The 17,454-nt window shown below is 69.6% G+C and carries 12 protein-coding genes; 4 read left to right on the top strand and 8 right to left on the bottom strand.

What is annotated here, in order from left to right:
* Positions 1-6,334 precede the first annotated feature (6,334 nt).
* Together CS0771_RS06645 and CS0771_RS06640 are read right to left on the bottom strand one after the other, a co-directional pair.
* The gene (locus CS0771_RS06645; protein ID WP_212840225.1) at positions 6,335-7,369 is read right to left on the bottom strand and encodes a ParB/RepB/Spo0J family partition protein; all 1,035 of its coding nucleotides are present in this window, start codon (positions 7,367-7,369) and stop codon (positions 6,335-6,337) included.
* Between the two features lie 46 nt (positions 7,370-7,415).
* A complete protein-coding gene (locus CS0771_RS06640; RefSeq protein ID WP_371821555.1) occupies positions 7,416-8,471 on the bottom strand; it encodes a ParA family protein in 1,056 nt (351 codons plus the stop codon).
* Between CS0771_RS06640 and CS0771_RS06635 the strand changes: the two genes are divergently transcribed.
* Positions 8,431-8,577 carry a hypothetical protein gene (locus CS0771_RS06635; RefSeq protein WP_212840224.1) on the top strand — a complete coding sequence of 49 codons (147 nt, stop codon included), beginning with the start codon at positions 8,431-8,433 and terminating at the stop codon, positions 8,575-8,577. The two genes, CS0771_RS06640 and CS0771_RS06635, sit on opposite strands and share 41 nt — an antisense overlap.
* Before the next feature lie 627 nt (positions 8,578-9,204).
* Here the strand turns inward: CS0771_RS06635 and rsmG are convergent.
* The 6 genes from rsmG to rpmH all read right to left on the bottom strand — a co-directional run bounded on the left by rsmG (position 9,205) and on the right by rpmH (position 12,415).
* Positions 9,205-9,921, bottom strand: a complete 717-nt coding sequence (gene rsmG, locus CS0771_RS06630; RefSeq protein WP_371821554.1) for a 16S rRNA (guanine(527)-N(7))-methyltransferase RsmG — start codon at positions 9,919-9,921, stop codon at positions 9,205-9,207.
* Positions 9,922-9,947: 26 nt separating this feature from the next.
* Positions 9,948-10,505, bottom strand: a complete 558-nt coding sequence (locus CS0771_RS06625; RefSeq protein WP_371821553.1) for a protein jag — start codon at positions 10,503-10,505, stop codon at positions 9,948-9,950.
* A gap of 138 nt (positions 10,506-10,643) precedes the next feature.
* Positions 10,644-11,522 carry a membrane protein insertase YidC gene (gene yidC / locus CS0771_RS06620; RefSeq protein ID WP_212840222.1) on the bottom strand — a complete coding sequence of 293 codons (879 nt, stop codon included), beginning with the start codon at positions 11,520-11,522 and terminating at the stop codon, positions 10,644-10,646.
* Complete coding sequence (yidD, locus tag CS0771_RS06615) at positions 11,519-11,800, bottom strand: membrane protein insertion efficiency factor YidD (protein ID WP_203757328.1); 282 nt, start codon at positions 11,798-11,800, stop codon at positions 11,519-11,521. Before yidD ends, yidC begins: the two co-directional genes overlap by 4 nt.
* A complete protein-coding gene (gene rnpA, locus CS0771_RS06610; protein WP_212840221.1) occupies positions 11,797-12,258 on the bottom strand; it encodes a ribonuclease P protein component in 462 nt (153 codons plus the stop codon). The genes yidD and rnpA overlap by 4 nt, the downstream gene beginning before the upstream one ends.
* A 19-nt stretch (positions 12,259-12,277) precedes the next feature.
* Entirely contained in the window at positions 12,278-12,415 is a 138-nt protein-coding gene (gene rpmH / locus CS0771_RS06605) for a 50S ribosomal protein L34 (RefSeq protein ID WP_120317612.1), read from the bottom strand.
* 663 nt (positions 12,416-13,078) lie between these two features.
* Here rpmH and dnaA point away from each other — a divergent pair.
* From dnaA to gnd, 3 genes are all read left to right on the top strand, one after another.
* Positions 13,079-14,701, top strand: coding sequence for a chromosomal replication initiator protein DnaA (gene dnaA / locus CS0771_RS06600; protein ID WP_212840220.1), 1,623 nt, complete (start codon positions 13,079-13,081; stop codon positions 14,699-14,701).
* Positions 14,702-15,393: 692 nt separating this feature from the next.
* Positions 15,394-16,542, top strand: coding sequence for a DNA polymerase III subunit beta (gene dnaN, locus CS0771_RS06595; RefSeq protein ID WP_212840219.1), 1,149 nt, complete (start codon positions 15,394-15,396; stop codon positions 16,540-16,542).
* A gap of 35 nt (positions 16,543-16,577) precedes the next feature.
* The gene (gnd, locus tag CS0771_RS06590) at positions 16,578-17,453 is read left to right on the top strand and encodes a phosphogluconate dehydrogenase (NAD(+)-dependent, decarboxylating) (protein WP_212840218.1); all 876 of its coding nucleotides are present in this window, start codon (positions 16,578-16,580) and stop codon (positions 17,451-17,453) included.
* Position 17,454: the final 1 nt, after the last annotated feature.

Raw genomic sequence — 17,454 nt, 5'->3', positions numbered from 1 at the left:
CGCCGCCCGCTCGGTTGCCCAGGTGCGGATCGCACCGCGCACTCCTAGCGCATCTGGTACCCCTCTCAAGACAACCGGCGGAATCCAGCAGACGTCGGGCAGTAGGGCCGCAGGTGTCAGTCGGAGCGCGTCGCGGCCCGCCGATCCTGTCGGGCCGAACGCCATACATCCCGATCGCCAGGGAGACGTCGCCCGTCGGGCTCGCGCCGTTCAGACGGACGCGAAGTTAAGCAGGCATGCGCATCCGACTTCATCACCAGACGCCGGCCGGGGTATTGCAGTCGACGCGGAAGTCCGCGCTCTGCCCCGCTCGCGCAGGGGCAGGTCGACCGCGCGGAAACTGATCTCCGTGTTTCACGTGAAACCACGCTCGCCGTTGCCGCATGTCCGCCGACCTACGGCCGGTCACAGCGAAAGGGTCGGACGGCCGTACCCCCGCTGTACCGACGCCGGCGCCTCGTGACCGACACTGGCGCGTCGGCAAATTCGACGGCGGCCGAAGCGCGACAGCCCGTCCTCGGAATCCGTTCTGCTCCCCGACAGCCGCTAGGCCGCGGCCCAGCGCCTCTGGTGCCAGTTCTCTCCGGAGCATTCCCGAGGGAGGTGACGGCACTCGGCGAGCCAGGGACGCCACGTGACACCTCGCGCGAGGCGCTGACATAGGCCGCCCGGGGGAGTGGCGACGCGGACAACCAACTGCCGCGCGGAGATACGCCAACCGGGCTTTGTTCCGAACACGCTCGACCCTCACGCCCTCGCGCCCTCGCGCCGCTTGCCCGACTGATGCGCACAGGGCCCGCGTCCTGCTTCAGGCGAAGACTTCCACTGCGGAGGCTCAAGGCCGCCCGACTGACAGGAGCCCCGGTTCGGGAAGACGGCTGCCCCCTCCCACTGCCCTCCGCCGCGTTGCCGATGTGACGGATCCTCCACGGTGCACCGCATGGCGGTGGACCGATCGAGTCCGCGCCCCAGTTCTGGGGGGCACCTTCTGGGAACGAGGCATCCGAGGCGAGCGAGGTCTGAATCGGGATACGCGTGCTGGCTTCACTGCCTTGACGACGGCGCGTTGTCCGTCCCGATGACGATCGCCTGAGCACCAGTGGAGGAGTCAGGCACCTCAGTCCCGTTGTATCCGGCACAGACCGCTTCGGTCGCGACGTACATCGTCGCCGCCGGCGCCATGCGCACGGGCTTCCCATGCACTGACGACTGGCACCCACCACCCACCCGAACCTCCCCACGGGGGCGTCAGTTGTCGGGGCATCGTCGGCGGAAGTTGAGAACGCGGCACGTAGCGAAGCTAACTCCCATGGTTCAGGGCAGCGGGCTCTCGGCATTGAGGCGTCAAGTTTCGCGTCGGGCACGATCCAGAGGCGTGCTTCTAGCGTCGCCGCGTGGTTTCAGGTTCTCTGCCGAGCAAGGTTGTGCGGCCTGGCTTCAGTGCGAGAAAACAGCCAGTCGTTGGCGACATCAGGCGCGCGACATCTACAAGGCTCGCGGCAGGCAGGACGCCGGTCGCAGTTTCCGCGGTCGACGCGATGTGAGCAGCTGCCGTCAGGAGCAGAAGATTATGTCGGCGTCCGTCTCGTCTACCCCCGCAGAAAGAACGTCCTGCGTCCCAGTCGGCGGTAGGAACCGGCCGTATCTCCGAACACCCGCGGGACACCCCGCAGTCGGCCGTTGCCACGTTCTCGAGCGGGGCCAACCGCCGGTGGAAGCTCCATACGCAGTTGAGCCGGCGCGACTCTCGATGTGTAGCCACACCGCCGCCGCACGGCGTTGCGTCGACTGCGTGCGGGACCGGACCGGACCTCGACGCGTCCCCACGCGAGGCGGGTCCGCGCTGGAGGGGTCGGCGTCCTGGCACACTCTCGCGCGAGGCGGCCGTCCGGTGGAGTTCGATCTCCATGTTTCACGTGAAACAGAGGCGCCGCTTCCGCGTCGCACTCGACGGCGGACACCGACAGATGCCAGCGTCTGGCGGCTCATGCCCACGGGCACCGACAACCGCCAAGCCGCCCGTCACACTTGGCAGGCGGTTGCACAAGTCAAGCCGCCTCCCCCCACCGTCCGTCCGTACCCCGACCGTCGGCATCGAGATACCCGACCCCCGTGAACCGAAACCATCCGGAGGGGTGCACAGGGACCGGCCAACGCGATCGGTCCCTGGAGGCCGGCCCTGGTAACCCGCGGCAAACCGACGTACGCCTTGAGTCTGCGGTCGAATCCCGCCAAGCCGATCCGCGGTCGGCAGATCAGACGAGGCCACAAACCTGCGCCTGCGAGGTTCGCACCATGCAACTCCACGACCGACCGGGCGCCCGTGAAGCCAGCCGTCCCCAGCTTCTCTCCATCCACCCGTTCACGCAGCAGGCCTCTGTCGGCATGGGCGAGGGGAGTGGCCCTCGCCGCATAACTCCCGATCGTGTCGTCGCAAGCGAGACTGCACTGCGCGACAACATCTTTCACGCAGGGGGACGATCACCGCCAACTACGGCAGTTCGAGTTGGCGTGCATCCCGGCTCGGCCTGTCGCCGTAAATCGTCAGTCGTGCACCCTCACAACGCCACGACGCCAGTGCCTTCACTGGACCTCGCGTAGGCGTTGGCGCTGGAGTTCTCGGTGCCGACTTCGCGGAGCGCGGACTGGGGTTGTGGAACGCTCGCCCGTTCGGCTTGCACCAGCGGTGGGCCCGAAGGTTGTCTGTGCCGGTCGCCGGCCCAGTCCAAGTTCCGGCCAACGGGCACCTACACCCTCCTCCCCAACGCGGGCGAGAGCTGCTGTCCAAGGATGGGCGGATGGTGACGCGAGCACCCGCACGCTTGTCACCGGCTGGCCGCACAGCAGCTGCCGGTGCGCTGCTGTCGCCGTACACCGCTGCGGCACCGATCGCGGCAGCCCTCGTTGCGCGAGGCGCCGCCCGTCCAGCGTCGCTGAACGTCCTGCCACGTCGTCGCCGGCAAGAAATCATCCGTGCACCAACGTTCCTACCGAGCGCCCGTTCTCGGCGCGGTTGTAGAGGCTGCCCCCTCCCACACCGGATCAGCGCGGAACCCTCCCCGATGTGGTGCCACAGCGTCAGGGCGGGCAACCGGCAGCGGCAAGCGAAGCGCGGTACGGGCGGACTTCTTCGGCCCGCACGCGTGGTGCTCGCTCGCCGACGCCCCGCCGATGTTTCACGTGAAACCGTGCCCGACCGCCCGCCCCCAGGAGCCGCGGTCGATACGGGGAGTCCGGTCCCGGTCCGCCGTCCGTTGCTCGGCAGGTTCACCGGCCATCACGCGTCGGAACGTTGGCGGTCCGGATCCACACGCCTAACGCAAAGTCGGTGGCGTACGCACCACTCGGGGACCTACCCGCCCGCCCGGCGTGGACGCGTAGGGGAGTAGGTCTGATGGCCAACGCTCTCGTCCAGCTCGCCGGGCAAGACGCTCGCCGCAACCACCGTCACCGGTTCGGACGGCGCCCAGTCTCGAACCCGTTATGGCCGGAACGCTTCAACGCTCGCGGTCCGCGCTCCCGTGTTCGGAACCACGGTGCCAGTGGAGTCCGCGACTGTCGGCCGTGCGGCTCCAGCCTGCCGCAGCGGCCGGCTCTTGCAGGCGTCGCGGCCTGTCCCGTCCATGTAGTGCGTCGGCGCCTGACCCACTTCCCGCCAACTAGTCCCCGGGCGACGCCGTTCAGGTTTCCGCGTCAGGCAACTCCCATGCCCAAGTCCCCGGACGATCGCCCCGGCCGCGCGAACGAACGACGAGGGCCCTCCCTTACGCCGCTCAAGTGCTGCCCTCAGGCGCCATCCGACCGGTGGCGAACTCGACCTTTCCGCGAGGCGGCGCCGGCGTGGAGACCACTACTGCCGGGAGAGAGATGACCCGACCGAGAGTTCGGCGGCGACACCGGGCCGTTGCCTCACGCCGTCCCCGGAGCCGTGCGAACGATTCGATCGCAGTCGTAGGTCTGGCGCGCTCACGCGTCTCTCGTTCGCCGGGAACCGTGCACGGGCGCACTGGCGCTGGTCTCGTTCCGTAGGGCGGTTGGCATGGGAGAGCCACGACTCTGGCTGGCCTCGGCAGACCCGCCGACCGGAGAGGCTGGATGCCCTCCCGAACTCAGCACGCTCGCAGCCATATCGGGAACGCGAAGCAGCCCTACCCGCCAGGTCGCCGCGAACGCGCCGTGTCCTCCACAGTCTCCGCGAGGCGGCGTGCTCGGCAACTCTGTCGCCCGTCGCCAAGCGCGCCCGGGGATCGCCTATCGCCCGTCGCCAGGCGCGTCCAGCGATCGCCTGTCGCCACGACGTCTGCACCCACACCCCATACCCCCCAGGCGTGAGCCCGGTCGCCCGAGCGCCGCCGCTCTTGTCAGTCGTTCAGAGCCGCCCCAACGATTGGCAGACGCTTCAAGGGGTCGCACCGCCCAGGTCCAGGGCGACCTCTGTACGTAGAAGATGTTTACCGCTGGCGTCGGGGAGGCCCGCCCCGGCATGAGCTGACCTGGCCAGTCTCCGCAACGAAGACAGTCTCAAGGGTCTGGACTCCCAGGAGAGCGCAGTGAGACAGACCAACCCCGGTCAGGTCAGCGCCTCGTCCCGCCCACTCGGCTCAGACCTCATGCGAGCGGAAGACTTAGGGGGCGATCCTTGGGGTCGTATCCAACTCGCAGGGACGCCCGCGTTCACCCGATACCCACGATCCAGTACTCACCGGGCCCTTGGCGCTCAACCCAACCTGGATCCGCGCCCACGTTGGCCGACAAACGATCTCGTTGTTTCACGTGAAACATCGCGCAGCACCCAACGGTGGGAACAGGCATGCTCACCCCGGGCCTGCCCGGCACGCTAACGTTCACCCCCCCGCCGAGGAGATCGTCGTCGCAGAACCGGCCGGCCGCGCCGCACCATGAGTTGGAGGAGGAACACCTCATCGCATCGAGCGGGGAACGAACTCGCCGCCGACACCGATCGCTGCAAGGCCGAAGGGCATCAGCCCGGCTGCCGGTGGGGTCGCCCTCGCCTCAGACTGGTTACGCCAATCGCCGGCCGATTCAACGCCCCACCACCCGAACGGAGGTCGGCTCGGCACCCCGGCCAGTCGACGGTCATCGGCGGTCTGCGCACGCGACACGGCGAACGGCGTCGACCGTGGCAGAGACCGACCGCAGCCGCCTGCACCACCGGAGCGGGGAACGGGGGATGGATGACGCACGGCCCGGGTGCAGACTCGGCACAGGTACGCAACCGAAGCCTGGCGGACCAGTCACCGCCGGGCGCGAGCCTCGACGACCGACGTCCGAACCCGTGCTTGTTGTGGTGGCCCGCGACACGACCTGGAGCAGGTCACCGGCAGCCGCCGGTGATGTGGGGCGGCACGGCACCCCGAGAGTCATCGGCGGGCCCTGGCGGCAACATCGCGATCGGGCTGGGCAGCACGGCCCTTCTTCGGTATGCGCTCCAGCATGTTCACGGCCCGCCTCGCCGGGTCGGCCGAGGCTCACAAAGTCACGAGGTCGTGGATCACCCCCGAGAGGCGCCGATCCCACCTCCACCGGTGATCCTTCTGCGGCGCACCTCTAACCGGGTCACCCGAGGTGCTCGGAGAAGGGGCGCCTGTCGGCCCGATGCCGTAACCCGGCAACCGCACCCTGATCGAACCCGACAGGCGAACCCAGGCTAAGACCGGGATCCCGTAGCCGGCACCGACCCGACAGACTCGAGTCGACCTCGCTGCGGTCGGTGTACCCACACCGCATAAGGACCGTGTCGAGGTTGGCGCCCGGTGTCGAGGGAAGCCGAGCAGCTGGGTCGTAACACGGACCACGTGGAGTCAGGAGGTGGTGAGTGCAACCGGCCGGCGCGCCAAGGCGGGTGAGGCGCCCCGAGCACGAGGGACGGGAGGCGAGGAAGGCCGGCAGACGACGTCGGGCCCGAGACGCCCATCGGGCAGACGCTCAGCGGCAGCCGAGGCTGAAGGTCCGCACCGCGACGCCACCCCGACGAAGTCGGCCGGCCCCGCTGGTCGAGCGAGATGACGGACTGGGGAGAGGATGAAGCGCGGTCGGGCCCGGGCACGGACGACGCAACGCCACCCGGTGTTGGTCCGCCCGCGGTCCCCGGTCAACCCCGGCATACACGTTGGAGTACAGGCGGTTCCCACGCGGTACCATCCGCCGCGACCGCTCAGCCGAGGCGATGGCCCCAGCCCAGGGCCTGCGAACACGATCTGTACGGCGGCGGCATGACCCGCGACGGCGCAGCCCGCGGCGCACGCCAGAACACACCGCTGATACGAAAGTGGGCCGCCCACCTGGGCGACCCACTTCATCAACCTAGTATTTACTACTTCTCGACGCCGATGATGCCGACTATCCGCTCCAGGTCGTCCACGGTCGCGAACTCGATCGTGATCTTGCCCTTGCTGCGGCCGATGTCGACCTTCACCTTGGTGTCGAACCGATCTGACAGCCGGTCGGCGAGGTCGACGAGCGCCGGGGCGTGCGGCTTGGACCGCCGCTTCGCGGCCTGCTGCTTCGTCTCACCCTCGGCGAGGGCCAGTTGGACCATCTCCTCGGTGGTACGCACCGACAGGCCCTCGCTGACGATCCGGCCCGCCAGCTCCTCCTGCGCCTCGGCGCGTTCGAGGCTGAGCAGCGCCCGCGCGTGGCCCGCGGAGAGCACCCCGGCCGCCACCCGCTTCTGCACCTGCGGAGGCAGGTTCAGCAGGCGGATGGTGTTCGAGATCTGCGGCCGGCTGCGCCCGATCTTCCTGGCCAGCTCGTCGTGGGTCGCGCCGAACTCCTCCAGCAGCTGCTGGTAGGCGGCGGCCTCTTCGAGCGGGTTCAGCTGGGCGCGGTGGATGTTCTCCAACAGCGCGTCGCGCAGCATGGCGTCGTCGCGGGTGTCCCGGACGATCGCCGGGATCATGTCCTTGCCGACGGCCTGGGCGGCACGCCAGCGGCGCTCGCCCATGACGAGCTCGTACTTGTCCGCGCTCAGTTCGCGTACGACGATCGGCTGGAGGAAGCCGACCTCCTGAATGGAGATCTTCAGCTCGTCCAGCATCTCGTCGTCGAAGATCTGCCGGGGCTGCTTCGGGTTCGGCACGATCGAGCCGACCGGGATCTCCGCGAAGCGCGCACCGGGCACCGGCGCCAAGTCCGGCATCGGGGCGGCGGCGGGCGCCTCCTCGACGACCGGAGCCGCGGGAGCCGTCACGGCCGCGGTCGGCGCCGGGGGAGCGGAGACGGGGGCGGCGACCGGCGACTGGGCCGGCACGGCCGAGACCGGTTGCGGCGCGGGCGGGGCGCCCGTGGTCGGGATCAGGGCACCGAGACCGCGACCGAGGCCTCCCTTGCGGGCGGGGGGCGGCGTCATGCCGGTGCCTCCCCTTCGACTGCGCAGCGGAACCCGTACGTCATGCTCATGCCCCAACTCCGATCTTCGCGCCGCGCTCGGCGATCTCCTGAGCAGCCTCGAAGTAGCTGGTCGCGCCGCGCGAACCGGGATCATAAGTCATGACCGACTGGCCGTAGCTGGGCGCCTCGGAAACCCGCACGTTGCGGGGGATGACCGACGTCAGCACCTTCTCGCCGAAGTGGTTGCGCACGTCCTGCTCGACGGCGTCGGCCAGGCGGGTACGCCGGTCGTACATCGTGAGCAGGATGGTGGAGACGTCGAGGCTCGGGTTGAGGTGCGCCTTCACCAGGTTGATGTTGTTCAGGAGCTGGTTGAGGCCCTCCAGCGCGTAGTACTCGCACTGGATCGGGATCAGCACCTCCTGGGCGGCGCACAGCGCGTTGACCGTGAGCAGACCCAGCGACGGCGGGCAGTCGATGAAGACGTAGTCGAACTCCATCGGGAACGCCTGGATGGCGCGGCCCAGCCGGGACTCGCGGGCGACGACCGAGACGAGCTCGATCTCGGCGCCCGCGAGGTCGATGGTGGCCGGCACGCAGTACAGGTTCGGGATGCCCTCGACGGCCTGCGCGACCTCCTCCATCGGCACCTGGTCGATGAGGCAGTCGTAGACGTCCGGCACGCCGGCGTGGTGGGGCACGTTCAGGCCCGTCGAGGCGTTGCCCTGCGGGTCGAGGTCGACCACCAGCACCCGGTTGCCGTGCAGCGCGAGGGCCACCGCGAGGTTGACCGTGGTGGTGGTCTTACCCACGCCACCCTTCTGGTTGGCGACGCACATGACGCGCTGCCGGGTCGGGCGAGGCATCGTCACCTCGCCGCTCGGGTTGAGAATCTGAACGGCGCGCATCGCTTCCATTGCCAACGGTGGGTCCTCCGAACTACCGGACGCTGTCGTGTTCGCGTCAGAAGCACCGTACGCGGTGCCACTCTGATCCTCACCCTCGACATGCGTAGAAGTGGGCTGAGGGCGAGGCGACGGCGGCCGGTTCACCGGGGGAGCGGACACCGGGACGTACCCGGTGGCGCCGTGCGGAGCCGAGGAGAACTCCGCGGGGGGCACGCTGCTCCCCGGCGGCGGCACCGAGGCCGTCGCGCGGAACCCGGTCGCGTCGGGCGACGCCGGACCGCTGGGTGCCGGGTGGGAGCCTGCCGCGCTCGACGTGTAGGTATTCGAGACGGCCGGCCTCATGCCGGAGCCCGGGTCGGCGGCGCCTCGCTGCGCCGGGGTTGATGTTTCACGTGAAACAACGCCGTAGGAGCCCTGGGGGAGGCTCATGCCGTATTCCTGCACCGTGTCATCCCTGCCCGCATCGGATCGGATGGCTGCGCCGGCCCGTCCGGCGCGCACTGGCGTCTCTGTCGGCGGCACTGCGACCGCACCCGCGACAGTCGGGTCCAGATTATCGACGCGCGGCCAGCCTACGGCTGTCGGGTTGCGGAAGCTACCACCGTCCTCCACTCGGGCAGGCGGTTGACCGCCTTCCGGCTGGACAAAGACGAGGAATCCCGGCACCAGTGACATGCGGCACCCGTACCGTCGGGTCGATCCCGATGGATCGGGCCAGCCGCCCGCGACCGGGGCGATCGGGGCGGTAGTCATCACCCGCCGCACCGGCGGCGTACCCGTCGCGAGAACCCGGCCGGAAAGAGGCGAACGCACCACTCCGCCGCCGGGAAAGGCCCCGGGGTAGGTGCGGGGACGCGGCACGTCGGCCGGAGCGGACGTGCCGGTCTCGTCTTCCTGCAGGACACCCATGGTCGTGCGCCCTCTCCGTGAGCGGAGGGCGCACCGCTCAGCGCCGGCGTCCTCCGCGCCCTGCCCGCCGGGACGGCTTGGCAGTCTTCGGCACGACCTCGCGCTCCCGGACGATCTCCACCACGGTGGTGGGCGGGTCGATCAGGCCGACGCCGCACTGGTGGATGACCGCCGGTCCGCCGCCGAGGCGGGCCACCGCGGCCTGGTGCTCGGCGATCTCGTCAGCGGCCGACATGCCCTTGAGCGCCAGCAGGCGTCCTCCCACCGAGGCCAGCGGCAGGCACCAGCCCGCCAGCCGGTCGAGCGGCGCCACCGCGCGGGCGGTGACGACGTCCGCGCTGAGCAGACCCACCTGCTCCTCCGCGCGGCCGCGTACCACGGTGACCTGGCCGGTCAGGTCGAGGGCCGCCACCGCCTCCTCCAGGAAAGCGGTCCGACGTGCCAGTGGTTCAACCAGAATGACCGAAATATCCGGTCTAGCCACTGCGAGCACGATACCGGGCAGACCCGCTCCCGAGCCCACGTCGGCGACCGTGGCGGACGGGGAAATCAGCTCGGCCACCGCGGCGCAGTTGAGCAGGTGCCGCTCCCACAACCGGGGCGCCTCCCGCGGGCCGATCAGCCCGCGCACCACCCCGTCGGTGGCGAGCAACTCGACGTAGCGGGCGGCGACGTCGAGCCGGTCGCCGAACAGGGCTTGCGCCGCGGGCCGCAGCTCGTCAGAGAGAACGGAGCCGGCCACCCCGTCGGGAATGACCGGCTCCGTGAAGTCGTCGAAGGTCACGCCGGACGTACCACGATCCGGCGGTTCGGCTCGACGCCCTCGGACTCGCTCTGCACGCCCGCCGCGGCGTTGACCACGTCGTGCACGCACTTGCGCTCGAAGGCCGACATCGGCTCCAGCTTCACGGCCTCGCCGTGCTGCTTGACCTTCTCGACGGCGTTCTTGGCCAGCGCGCCCAGCTCCTTGCGGCGCTGGTCGCGGTAGCCGCCGACGTCCAACAGCAGCCGGCTCGGCTCGCCGGTCTGCTTGAAGATGGCCAGGCGGGTCAGCTCCTGCAGCGCCTCCAGCGTCGCCCCGCGCGGGCCGACGAGGGATTGCAGGCGGCTGCCCACGACCTCGACCACCGGACGGCCGCCGGAAACCAGCTCATCGATGTCGCCATCGGCGTCCAGGATGTCCAGTAGGCCCTCGATGTAGTCCGCGGCGATCTCGCTCTGGCGGAACAGGTCGGCGTCGGTGGCGGCCTTGCGCTTGGGGGCGGCGGACTCCTCGGTGCCGTCCTCGTTCTCCTCCGCCGCGCCGTCCTCGGCGTCGGCGAGGTCCTCGACTGCCACGTCGTCCAGCTCAGTCTGGTCGGTCACGTTCTTCTCCGGTGTTCGATCCGATCAAAACCCCGTGATCGGCCCCGCGCCTCGCGGCGCGGGGATCACGAGCAGGTCTGTGTGGGGGTGGCAGCGCCGGGAGGCGTACGGTCAGCCGACGTTCTTCTTGACCGACTTGCGCTTCGGGCTGTTGGCCGGCTTGGCGCCGACCTTCGGCGCGAGGGCCTTCGCGACCTCCGGGTCGATGACCTTCGGCTCCGCCTTGGCGCCGGCCATCGGCGGCGGCGGGTACTTCTTCAGCACCCACATCTGCTGGCCGAGCGAGAAGAGGTTCGTCGTGGTCCAGTAGATGATCAGACCGAGCGGGAACGCGACGGCCGAGATGATCAGCGTGGCCGGGATGCCGTACAGCATCAGCTTCTGCATCGTGCGCTGGGTGGGGTCCTCGGACCAGCCGGTCTTCAGGATCATCTGGCGGCTGGTGAGGTAGGTCGTGAAGATCATGACGACGCCGAGCACGCCGCAGAGCACCGCGGCCAGGCCGCCGTCGGTGAACACCGCACCGATGGACACCCCGAACAGCTCGGCCTGCATGCCGCTCTGGAACTGCGCGGCGGTCCAGCCGTAGAGGGTCTCGTCGGAGGTGCCGGTGCCGAGGCGCTTGATCACGTGGAACACGCCGAGGAAGATCGGCATCTGGATCAGCAGCGGGAGGCAGCCCATCAGCGGGTTGGCCTTCTCCCGCCGGTAGAGCTCCATCATCTCGCGCTGGAGCGTCTCCTTGTCACCCTTGTGCTTCTCCTGCAGCGCCTTGAGCTGCGGCTGGAGCGCCTGCATGGCCCGCTGGGACCGGATCTGCTTGACGAACAGCGGGAACAGCACCGCGCGCACCGTCAGCACCAGGAAGACGATCGCCAGGACCCAGTCCCAGTTGGTGCGCAGCCACTGACCGTCGCCCCAGAGCTTGTCGAAGAGGCCGTGCCAGAACAGCAGGACCTTCGAGACGATCGTGTAGATCCAGTCCATCATGAGGGTGTTGCTCCAGTCACATCAGTACTGCGGCGGTTGGGTGGCACGGGGTCATATCCGCCCGGGTGAAAGGGATGGCATCGACCAAGCCGCCGGACCGTCAGCCAGAACCCCCGCAGCGCGCCGTGCCGCGCTATCGCCTCCAGCGCGTAGGTGCTGCAGGACGGGTAGAACCGACAGCGGGCCGGCAGGCCCGGACTCACCCAACGACGGTACGCGATGATGGGTAGGGCCAGCACGCGCCCGGCGAGTGTCGTGGGTCGCGGTGGCTGTGTCATGCCCGCCCCTCGGTTGACCTGCGGCGCGAGGCCTGCGCAGGGTCACGCTTGAGCGCCGCGGCCAGCGCGGCGTCGAGATCACGGCCCAGCTGCTCGTACGACGCCGACGCCGCGTGCGGCTGCGCGCGCACCACGACGGTGGCGCCGCCGGGCAGCCCGTCGAGCCGCTCGGCCGCGAGATGGCGCAGGCGCCGTTTCACTGTGTTACGGGTAACCGCGTTCCCCACCGCCTTGGAGACCACGAACCCGGCCCGCACCGGGGCCACGGACTCCTGCCCGGCCCCGGGCACGGCAACGGCGTGGCCGGGATCGTCTCCCTGCCACGCCGTCTCGTGTTCAGTTACCGTCGGGGGCACCGCGAGGTGCACCACCACGGCGCCGCGACCGGCCCGGCGGCCAGCCCGCACTGCGGCGGCGAAGTCAGTGCTCCGCCTCAGCCTGTGCGCAGCCGGCAGCATCCGAGGCCCGACCGGGGTCTCAGACCGCCAGGCGGGCGCGGCCCTTGCCCCGGCGCGACGACAGCACCGCGCGCCCGGCGCGGGTGCGCATGCGCAGCCGGAAGCCGTGGGTCTTCGCGCGCCGACGGTTGTTCGGCTGGTACGTGCGCTTGCTCACGTCAGGTCTCCTGGGGATCGCCCCGCGCAGGGCGGGGATGTTCTAGCTTCTCGCGGGTGGCCCGCCCGCTTGACGGCAGGATCGCGACGGCAGGTCTCGATCTTGTTGGGTCAGGGCGGAAGGCCGCAACCGACACCCTAGCAGAGGGTGATGGAGCAACCGCTCCAGGGTACACGTGCCGTCGATGTCCGCCAAGAACTCTTCCCAGCTCACTCACCGTGTCACCAGCGTCCCCTTACCCACAACTCAGGGTATCGCCACAGACACTCACCGAGAGTGAGGCTGTGGACAACGAGTGGACGCCTGTGGATAACCCTGTTAGCGTGCCGTGGTGCCCGAGCAAGGGCGCCGCCCGTTAATTGTGGTGGTAACCGCAAAACCGGGCAATATGGTGGCTCGTTCGGCACGGTGGGTCCTTCGTGAGGCGCTCCCGCGCCGGATGCGGCACCCCACAGCAGCCGGACCCCGGACGCCGATCGACACACAGCCTGTGGATAACTTGTGGAGAACCTCGATGATTCGGGGGATAACCCGGGGGAAAACCACGGTCCGTCACCACACCGTCATCGATCGGAGTGGTGCGCTGAGCTGACAGGCAGCCGGTGCCAGCCGAGCAGCCGCCAAAAGGACTTGAAGGGTCGAGCGCATGAACGAGGCTGACAGGTGAGCGACCTCAACGCCGTGTGGCTGGCAGCCACCGACGAGCTCGCCGACGAGATCGTCTCGGCGCAGCACCGCGCCTACCTGCGGCTCACCCAGGCGCTCGCCGTAGTCGACGATCTGGTCCTGCTCAGCGTGCCCGACGCCTTCATCCGGGACATCATCGAGACGAAGCTGCGCACCGCGATCACGGACACGCTCTCCCGGATCATGGGCCGGCCGGTGCAGGTCGCCGTCAAGGTGCGCCCGCCGGACGAGTCGGGGGCCCGGCCGGTGCCGCCCGCGGCGCCGCCGGCCGAGTTCACTCCTTCTTCCTATGCGCCCGCGCCGCAGCCGTTCAGCCCGCCGCCCGTCGAGCACCCGGTGGTCACCCCGGCCGAGGGCGAGGACGCCCTGTTCGCCGTGCCGGTGCCGCGCCACCCGGAGGTCGCCCCGGTGCGGGCGAGCGCGATGCGCGCCCCCGACCGCGACGGCCCGCCCGACTCCGGGCCGGGCCGCGGCACCGGGCCGCTGGAGGCCCGCTCCGTCCCGCACCCGCTCGGCGGTGGGCGCGACGAGCGCCGCCCCGGCGCGATGCCCGGCTCGACCGGCGACTCCGGCGGCAACAAGCTCAACCCGAAGTACCGCTTCGAGACCTTCGTCATCGGCTCGTCGAACCGGTTCGCGCATGCCGCGTCGGTCGCGGTGGCCGAGTCGCCGGCGAAGGCGTACAACCCGCTGTTCATCTACGGCGGCTCGGGGCTGGGCAAGACCCACCTGCTCCACGCGATCGGCCACTACGCCCAGGAGCTCGGGCACGCCCGCAGCGTCCGGTACGTGTCGACCGAGGAGTTCACCAACGACTTCATCAACTCGATCCGCGACGACAAGGCCAGCGCGTTCCAGCGCCGCTACCGCGACGTGGACATCCTCCTGATCGACGACATCCAGTTCCTGGAGAAGCGGGACCGGACGCAGGAGGAGTTCTTCCACACCTTCAACACGCTGCACAACGCCAACAAGCAGATCGTCATCACCTCCGACCGCTCGCCCAAGGCGCTGTCGACGCTGGAGGACCGGCTGCGCACCAGGTTCGAGTGGGGCCTGCTGGCCGACATCCAGCCGCCGGACCTGGAGACCCGGATCGCGATCCTGCAGAAGAAGGCCGCCCAGGAGCGCCTGCACGCGCCGGCCGACGTGCTGGAGTTCATCGCCTCCCGGGTGTCGAACTCGATCCGCGAGCTCGAGGGCGCGCTGATCCGGGTGACGGCGTACGCGAACCTCAGCCGCGAGCAGGTCAAGCTGTCGATCGCGGAGGAGGTGCTGCGCGACTTCATCCCGGACGACGCCGCCCCCGAGATCACCGCCGACCAGATCATGCTGTCGACCTCGGAGTACTTCGGCGTCAGCCTGGAGGATCTGCGCGGCCACTCCCGCTCCCGGGTGCTGGTGAACGCCCGCCAGGTGGCCATGTACCTGTGCCGCGAGCTGACCGACCTGTCGCTGCCCCGCATCGGGCAGGCCTTCGGCGGCCGCGACCACACCACGGTCATGCACGCCGACCGCAAGATCCGGCAGCAGATGGCGGAGCGGCGCTCGCTCTACAACCAGATCGCCGAGCTGACCAACCGGATCAAGCAGATCTGACGCGTACCCCTCTCCTCATCTTCCCGACGGCCCGCCGCAGCGCGGGCCGTCGGCGTTTCCACAGCCCCGCGTGGGTTGTGCACACCCCGTGTGGGTACGCGGGAGACATCGCCGTCCGTCGAACCGGCCGCCGGCTGTCCACAGAGATCGTGGATAACTCCGTGGATAACCCGGTGGATTGGCTGTGGATCCGCTGTGGACGTGTGTGGACAGAAAATCGTCCAAAAATCTTGCTGTGGAAAGGGTGTGGACGCCGTGTGGACGGGGCCCCTTGATCCGTGGACAGCGGCCCATGATCGGTGGATATCGCTGTGGAGGGAGAGACCGGCGTCTGTCCACAGTTTGGGGAGAACCACTGGGGATTGACGGTGGAAAACCTGTGGACGCCGGTGGACAACCGGTGGACGCGGCGGCGGCTGTGGAGAAACAGGCCGGTTATCCACCGGCCGTCCACCGCTCCTCCACACCCGTCCAAGCGTTCTGAGCTGCGCCGGAGGCGTTAATCCACAGTTTCCACAGCACCGATGATGAAGACGTCAGTTATCTCTAAGAGAGAAATCAAACAATCATCACGGCTCGGGAATGTGTGGATGCTCGGCTCGTCGCCGATCCACAGGGGTCGCCGAGGGGAGATCGCCCGAGGGTCCTAAGGTTTCTGTGGTCGACCCTGGCAGCACCGAGGAGGGCTCAAGATGAAGTTTCGGGTGGAGCGGGACGCGCTTGCCGACGCCGTGGCCTGGACCGCCAAGAGCCTGCCGAGCCGCCCGTCGGTGCCGGTGCTCGCGGGCGTGATGCTGCGCGTCATCGACGGCCGGCTGCACGTCTCGGGCTTCGACTACGAGGTCTCCAACCAGGTGGACGTGGAGGTGCAGGCCGACGCGGACGGCGCGACCCTGGTCTCCGGCCGCCTGCTCGCCGAGATCACCAAGGCGCTGCCCGCCAAGCCGGTCGAGATCGCCGCCGTCGGCGCGCACCTCGAGCTGGTCTGTGGCAGCGCGCGGTTCACGCTGCCGACGATGCCGGTGGAGGACTACCCGACGCTGCCCGAGCTGCCCGCCAGCGCGGGCCGGGTGGACGCGGCCGTGTTCGCCTCGGCGGTGTCGCAGGTGGCGATCGCCGCCGGACGGGACGAGACGCTGCCGATGATGACCGGCGTCCGGCTGGAGCTGACCGGCGACACCCTCGCCCTGCTCGCCACCGACCGGTATCGGCTGGCCATCCGCGAGATCACGTGGACCCCGGACGACCCGGAGATCAACGTGAACGCCCTGGTGCCCGCGCGCACCCTCGCCGACACCGCCAAGACGCTCGGCCCGACCGGCGGTGACGTCACCATCGCGCTGGCCGACGGCGGCAAGGGCGAGGGCATGATCGGCTTCCTGGGCGGCTCGAAGGTCGGCGGCTCCCGCCGGACCACCAGCCGCCTGCTCGACGGCCAGTCGTACCCGCCGGTCCGCTCGCTGTTCGCGCCCAGCTACTCCTCCGAGGCCCGGGTCGCCGTCTCGGCGCTGGTCGAGGTGGTCAAGCGCGTCTCGCTGGTGGCCGAGAAAGCCACGCCGGTGCGCCTGAACTTCAGCGAGGATGGTCTCGTGGTCGAGGCCGGCGGCACCGAGGAAGCGCGGGCGAGCGAGGCGATGGACGCCACGTTCACCGGGGAGTCGATGACCATCGCCTTCAACCCGCAGTACCTCATCGAGGGGCTGGCCGCGCTCGGTGCGCCGACGGCGGTGTTCTCGTTCAACGACCCGTTCAAGCCGGCCGTGATCACCCCGGCCGCCGAGGACGGCGCGGCCATCCCCGGCTTCCGCTACCTGATCATGCCGATCAGGGTGGGCCGCTGACCGCGGCCGGCACCAACGCACCAAGGGGGAAACACATGCAGCTCGGTCTGGTCGGTCTCGGCAAGATGGGCGGCAACATGCGCGACCGGCTGCGCGAGGCCGGGCACGACGTCGTCGGATACGACCGCAACCCGGCTCTCTCCGACGCCGAGAACCTGGCCGACCTCGTGTCGAAGCTCGCGGCGCCGCGCGCCGTGTGGGTTATGGTGCCCGCGGGCGTCACCGAGGCCACCATCGACGAGCTGGCCCCGCTGCTCAGCCCCGGTGACCTGATCATCGACGGCGGCAACTCGCGCTTCTCGTCGGACGGCCCGCGGGCCGGGCGGCTGAGCACGCGCGGCATCGGCTACATGGACGTCGGCGTCTCCGGCGGGGTGTGGGGCAAGGAGAACGGCTACGGCCTGATGGTCGGCGGCTCGGACGAGAACGTCGCCCGGATGATGCCGGTGTTCGACGCGCTCAAGCCCGCGGGTGAGTTCGGCTTCGTGCACGCCGGGCCGGTCGGCGCGGGCCACTACGCCAAGATGGTGCACAACGGCATCGAGTACGGCCTGATGCACGCCTACGCCGAGGGCTTCGAGCTGCTGGAGGCCTCCGAGCTGGTCACCAACGTGCCCGGCGTGTTCCGGTCCTGGCGCGAGGGCACCGTCATCCGCTCCTGGCTGCTCGACCTGATGGACCTGGCGCTGACCGACGACGCCCACCTGGAGAAGCTGAAGGGCTACGCCGAGGACACCGGCGAGGGCCGGTGGACCGTGGAGGAGGCGATCCGCCTCGCCGTGCCGATGCACGTCATCTCCGCGTCGCTGTTCGCCCGGTTCGAGTCCCGGCAGGACGACTCCCCGGCGATGAAGGCGATCGCCGCGCTGCGCAACCAGTTCGGCGGGCACGCCGTGCAGCAGGCCGGCTGAG

This window comes from Catellatospora sp. IY07-71 (assembly GCF_018326265.1).
In the GTDB taxonomy this organism is placed as follows: domain Bacteria; phylum Actinomycetota; class Actinomycetes; order Mycobacteriales; family Micromonosporaceae; genus Catellatospora.
The sequence above is the reverse complement of the archived record's forward strand: the minus strand, read 5'-3'. Positions and strand labels throughout refer to the sequence as shown.